At 70.5% G+C, this 4,791-nt stretch carries 5 protein-coding genes; all 5 read left to right on the forward strand.

The genetic code is table 11. From position 1 onward, the window contains the following. Positions 1–1,296 (forward strand): glycine cleavage T C-terminal barrel domain-containing protein (locus tag QAR72_RS15485; protein WP_304618275.1); only part of this gene is annotated, 1,296 nt, incomplete at its 5' end. 10 nt (positions 1,297–1,306) lie between these two features. Further along, the gene (locus tag QAR72_RS15490; RefSeq protein ID WP_304618276.1) at positions 1,307–1,843 is read left to right on the forward strand and encodes a sarcosine oxidase subunit gamma; all 537 of its coding nucleotides are present in this window, start codon (positions 1,307–1,309) and stop codon (positions 1,841–1,843) included. 72 nt (positions 1,844–1,915) lie between these two features. Then, positions 1,916–3,181, forward strand: coding sequence for a serine hydroxymethyltransferase (gene glyA, locus QAR72_RS15495; RefSeq protein ID WP_304618277.1), 1,266 nt, complete (start codon positions 1,916–1,918; stop codon positions 3,179–3,181). Beyond that, complete coding sequence (locus QAR72_RS15500) at positions 3,182–4,582, forward strand: L-serine ammonia-lyase (protein ID WP_304618278.1); 1,401 nt, start codon at positions 3,182–3,184, stop codon at positions 4,580–4,582. 28 nt (positions 4,583–4,610) lie between these two features. Further along, the coding region (locus QAR72_RS15505; protein WP_304618279.1) for an FAD-dependent oxidoreductase at positions 4,611–4,791 on the forward strand (181 nt) is incomplete at its 3' end.

The following is a 4,791-nucleotide window of genomic DNA, read 5'->3' on the forward strand; positions in this document are numbered from 1 at the left end:
ATGATCGCCGCCGACGCGCTTGGGAAAGAGCCGCCGCAGGTCGGGCTGACCACCTTCCGCCCGCCCTACACGCCCACCAGCTTCGGCGCCTTCGTCGGCTACCACAAGGGCGCGACCTTCGAGCTGACGCGCAAGACGCCCATCGACCCCTGGGCCGAGGCGAACGGCGCGGTCTTCGAGCCGGTCTCGCTGTGGCGTCGCGCCTGGTACTTCCCGAAGGCGGGCGAGGACATTCACGCCGCCGTGGCGCGCGAGTGCCGCGAGACGCGGGCCTCGGTGGGGATGTTCGACGCCTCGACCCTCGGCAAGATCGAGGTCGCGGGCCCGGATGCGGTCGAGTTCATGAACCGCATGTACACCAACCCCTGGACCAAGCTCGCGCCGGGCCGCTGCCGCTATGGCCTGCTGCTGGGCGAGGACGGGTTCATCCGCGACGACGGCGTCATCGGCCGGCTGAGCCAGGACCTCTTCCACGTCACCACCACCACCGGCGGTGCGGCGCGCGTGCTGAACATGATGGAGGACTACCTCCAGACCGAATGGCCGGACCTGAACGTCTGGCTGACCTCGACCACCGAGCAATGGGCGACGGTCGCCGTCAACGGCCCGAACGCCCGCAAGGTGATCGCGCCGCTGGTGGAAGGCCTGGACCTCTCGGACGAGGCCTTCCCGCACATGTCGGTCGCGGAATGCACCGTCGCGGGTCTGCCGGCGCGCCTCTTCCGCATCAGCTTCACGGGCGAGCTGGGCTTCGAGATCAACGTCCCCGCCCGCCATGGCCTTGCGCTGTGGAAGGCGATCCATGAGGCTGGGCAGCCCTACGGCATCTGCCCCTACGGCACCGAGACGATGCACGTCCTGCGCGCCGAGAAGGGCTACATCATCGTGGGCCAGGACACCGACGGCACGGTGACGCCGCAGGACGCGGGCCTCGAATGGGCGGTCGGCAAGGCGAAGAAGGACTTCGTCGGCAAGCGCTCGCTGATGCGGCCCGACATCGTGGCGCCGAACCGCAAGCAGCTGGTCGGCCTGCTGACCGAGGACGGCACCAAGCTAGAGGAAGGGGCGCAGATCGTGCTGGACCCGAACCAGAAACTGCCGATGACGATGGCGGGGCACGTCACCTCGTCCTACGATTCGGTCGCGCTCGGACGGCCCATCGCGATGGCGGTGATCACCGGCGGGCACGGGCGGATGGGCGAGACGGTGCACATCCCGATGCCGAACGGCACCGTGAAGGCCACGATCACCTCGACCAACTTCTACGACCCCGAAGGGGAACGGCTGAAAGCCTGAGGAGCGCGCCATGACCACCCAACGCCACGACTTCGCCGCCGCGCCCTTCCTGCTGGAGGAGCTGCCCTTCGCGCCCCGCTTCTCGCTGCGCGTGCGCCCCGAGAACCGCGCCGCGCTGGCCGAGGCCCTGGGCCTCGAGCTGCCCGAGGCGGTCGGCCGGCGCGCCGCGACCGGCGAGACCGAGGTCCTGTGCCTCGGCCCCGACGAATGGACGATCCTGACCAGCGCGGCGCAGCGCGACGCGCTGGTGCAGGCGGGGGCGGCGGCCTATGCCGCCATCCCCCACAGCCTGGTCGAGATCAGCGACCGCGAGATCACGCTGCGCGTCTCGGGGCGGCAGGCGCTGACCGCGCTGACCGCCGGCTGCCCGCGCGACGTGGATGCGCTGGCGGTGGGCCGCGGCGCGCGCACGCTCTTCGACACCGCGACGGTGATCCTGCGGCGCGACGGGCTGGACGACTTCCGCATGGATGTCTGGCGCAGCTTCCTGCCCCATGTCCGCGCCATCCTCGCCAAGGTCGAGGCCGAGCTGAAGACCGGCCTCTGAACCGCCCGACCTGAACGTTCCCGCTGCGGCCGCCCGGCCGCGGACGATCCCGCTTTGCCGAAAGGTTTCCCCATGCTCGACTTCAAGACCCCGACGATCTCGGACAGCGCCGTCGCCGACGCCATCACCCGCGAGCTGGGGCGCCAGCAGGACCAGATCGAGCTGATCGCCTCCGAGAACATCGTCTCGGCCGACGTGCTGGCCGCGCAGGGCTCGGTCCTGACGAACAAGTATGCCGAGGGCTATCCCGGCAAGCGCTATTACGGCGGCTGCGAGTTCGTGGACGAGGTCGAGGACATCGCCCGCGACCGCCTCAAGCAGCTCTTCGGCGCGGCGCATGCGAACGTGCAGCCCCATTCGGGCGCGCAGGCGAACCAGGCGGTGTTCCTGGCGCTGCTGCAGCCGGGCGACAAGATCATGGGCCTGTCGCTGGCGCATGGCGGCCACCTGACCCACGGCTCGCCCGTGACCATGTCGGGCAAGTGGTTCGAGGTCGTCAGCTACGAGGTCGAGGAGGACACGCATCTCATCGACATGGCGAAGGTGCGCGCCAAGGCGCTGGCCGAGAAGCCCAAGCTGATCGTCGCGGGCGCCTCGGCCTATCCGCGCCACATGGACTTCGCCGCCTTCCGCGCCATCGCGGACGAGGTCGGGGCGTATCTTATGGTGGACATGGCCCATTACGCGGGCCTGATCGCGGCGGGCGAATACCCGAACCCGGTGCCGCACGCCCATGTCACCACCTCGACCACGCACAAGACCCTGCGCGGCCCGCGCGGCGGCGTGATCCTGACGAACGACGACGATCTGGCCAAGAAGTTCAACTCGGCCGTCTTCCCCGGCAACCAGGGCGGCCCGCTGATGCATGTCATCGCCGCCAAGGCCGTCGCCTTCGGCGAGGCGCTGCAGCCCTCGTTCAAGGACTACGCGAAGAACGTGATCGCCAATGCCCGCGCGCTGGCGGACACGCTGACGGCCGGCGGAGTCGGCATCGTCTCGGGCGGGACCGACTGCCACATGGTCCTGTGCGACCTGCGCCCCCTCGGCGTGACCGGCAAGGCCGCCGAGATCGCGCTGGAACGTGCGGGCCTGACCTGCAACAAGAACGCGATCCCCTTCGATCCGGAAAAGCCCTTCGTCACCTCGGGCATCCGCCTCGGCAGCTCGGCGGGCACGACGCGCGGCTTCGGCGAGGCCGAGTTCCGCAGGATCGGCGAGATGATCCTGCGCGTGCTGACCGCGCTCGGCGCGAACCCGGACGGGGACGCCGCGCTCGAGGCCGAGGTCCGCGCCGAGGTCAAGGCCATCTGCGACCGCTTCCCGATCTACGGCGCGTAGATGTTCCTTTCGGTCTTCGACATCTTCAAGATCGGCATTGGCCCCTCGTCGTCGCATACGATGGGGCCGATGGTCGCCGCCGCGCGGTTCCTGGACGATCTGCGCGGCGGGACCGAGAAGATCCCCGGCGCGACCCGCCCGCACCGCCTGCAGGCGCGGCTGCACGGCAGCCTCGCCTTCACCGGCAAGGGCCACGCGACCGACCGGGCGGTGATCCTGGGCCTCTGCGGGCTGACGCCCGACCGGATGGACCCGGACGACGCCGAACGGATCGAGGCCGAGGTGCGCCGCACCGGGATCGTCCGCCCCGGCGGGCTGGGCGATCTGGTCTTCCGCCCGGACGAGGACCTGGTCTTCGACTATGGCCCCGCGCTGCCCGGCCACCCGAACGGCATGGTGCTGCGGGCGCTGGACCCGGCGGGCGCGCCCTATCACCAGCAGACCTATTATTCCGTGGGCGGCGGCTTCGTGCTGACCGGGCCCGAGCTCGAGGCCAGCCGCGGCGCGGGCGCCCCCGCCCGCCCGGCCGCCGGCGTGCCCTTCCCCTTCGAGACCGCGGCGCAGATGCTGCACATGGGCCTCGCCTCGGGGCGCAGCATCGCCGAGATGAAGCGCGCCAACGAGGAGGCGGTGCTGGGCGACCGGCTGGACGGGCGGCTGGACGAGATCTGGGCCGCGATGGACGGCTGCATCGCGCGCGGCCTTGCGCAGGACGGGATCCTGCCCGGCGGGCTGAAGGTGCGCCGCCGCGCCCGCGCCATCCACCAGCAGCTGGAATCCGAACGCGGGCGCAACCTGAACCAGCCGCATCAGGCGAACGACTGGCTCAGCGTCTACGCCATGGCCGTGAACGAGGAGAACGCCGCCGGCGGCCGCGTCGTCACCTCGCCCACCAACGGGGCGGCGGGGGTCGTGCCGGCGGTCGGGCGCTATTACCTCGACCATTGCGTCGGCGCGCATCCCGGCGGCATCCGCGACTATCTGCTGGTCGCGGCGGCGATCGGCGGGCTGATCAAGCACAACGCCTCGATCTCGGGCGCCGAGGTGGGCTGCCAGGGCGAGGTCGGCTCGGCCAGCGCGATGGCGGCGGCGGGGCTCTGCGCGGTGCTGGGCGGCACGAACGCGCAGGTCGAGAACGCGGCCGAGATCGCGCTGGAGCATCACCTGGGCATGACCTGCGATCCGGCCGCCGGCCTCGTGCAGGTCCCCTGCATCGAACGCAACGCCCTGGGCGCGATCAAGGCGGTCTCGGCGGCCAGCCTCGCGCTGCGGGGGGACGGGACGCACTTCCTGCCGCTGGACAACTGCATCCGCGTGATGCGCGACACCGGCCGCGACATGAGCGAGAAATACAAGGAAACCTCGCAGGGCGGCATCGCCGTCAACCTGCCGGAATGCTGAGCGGCGGGCAGGCGAGGGGAGCATGACTATGACAGAGAACCACATCATCCGCGAGTCGATGGATTATGACGTCGTGATCGTCGGGGCGGGTCCTGCGGGTCTGTCTGCGGCGATCCGTCTGAAGCAGCTTGACGCGGATCTTTCGGTCGTGGTGCTGGAGAAGGGCTCCGAGGTGGGGGCGCATATCCTGTCGGGCGCGGTGCTTGACC

Origin of the sequence: Paracoccus sp. (in: a-proteobacteria) (assembly GCF_030604785.1) — a bacterium.
In the GTDB taxonomy this organism is placed as follows: Bacteria; Pseudomonadota; Alphaproteobacteria; order Rhodobacterales; family Rhodobacteraceae; genus Paracoccus.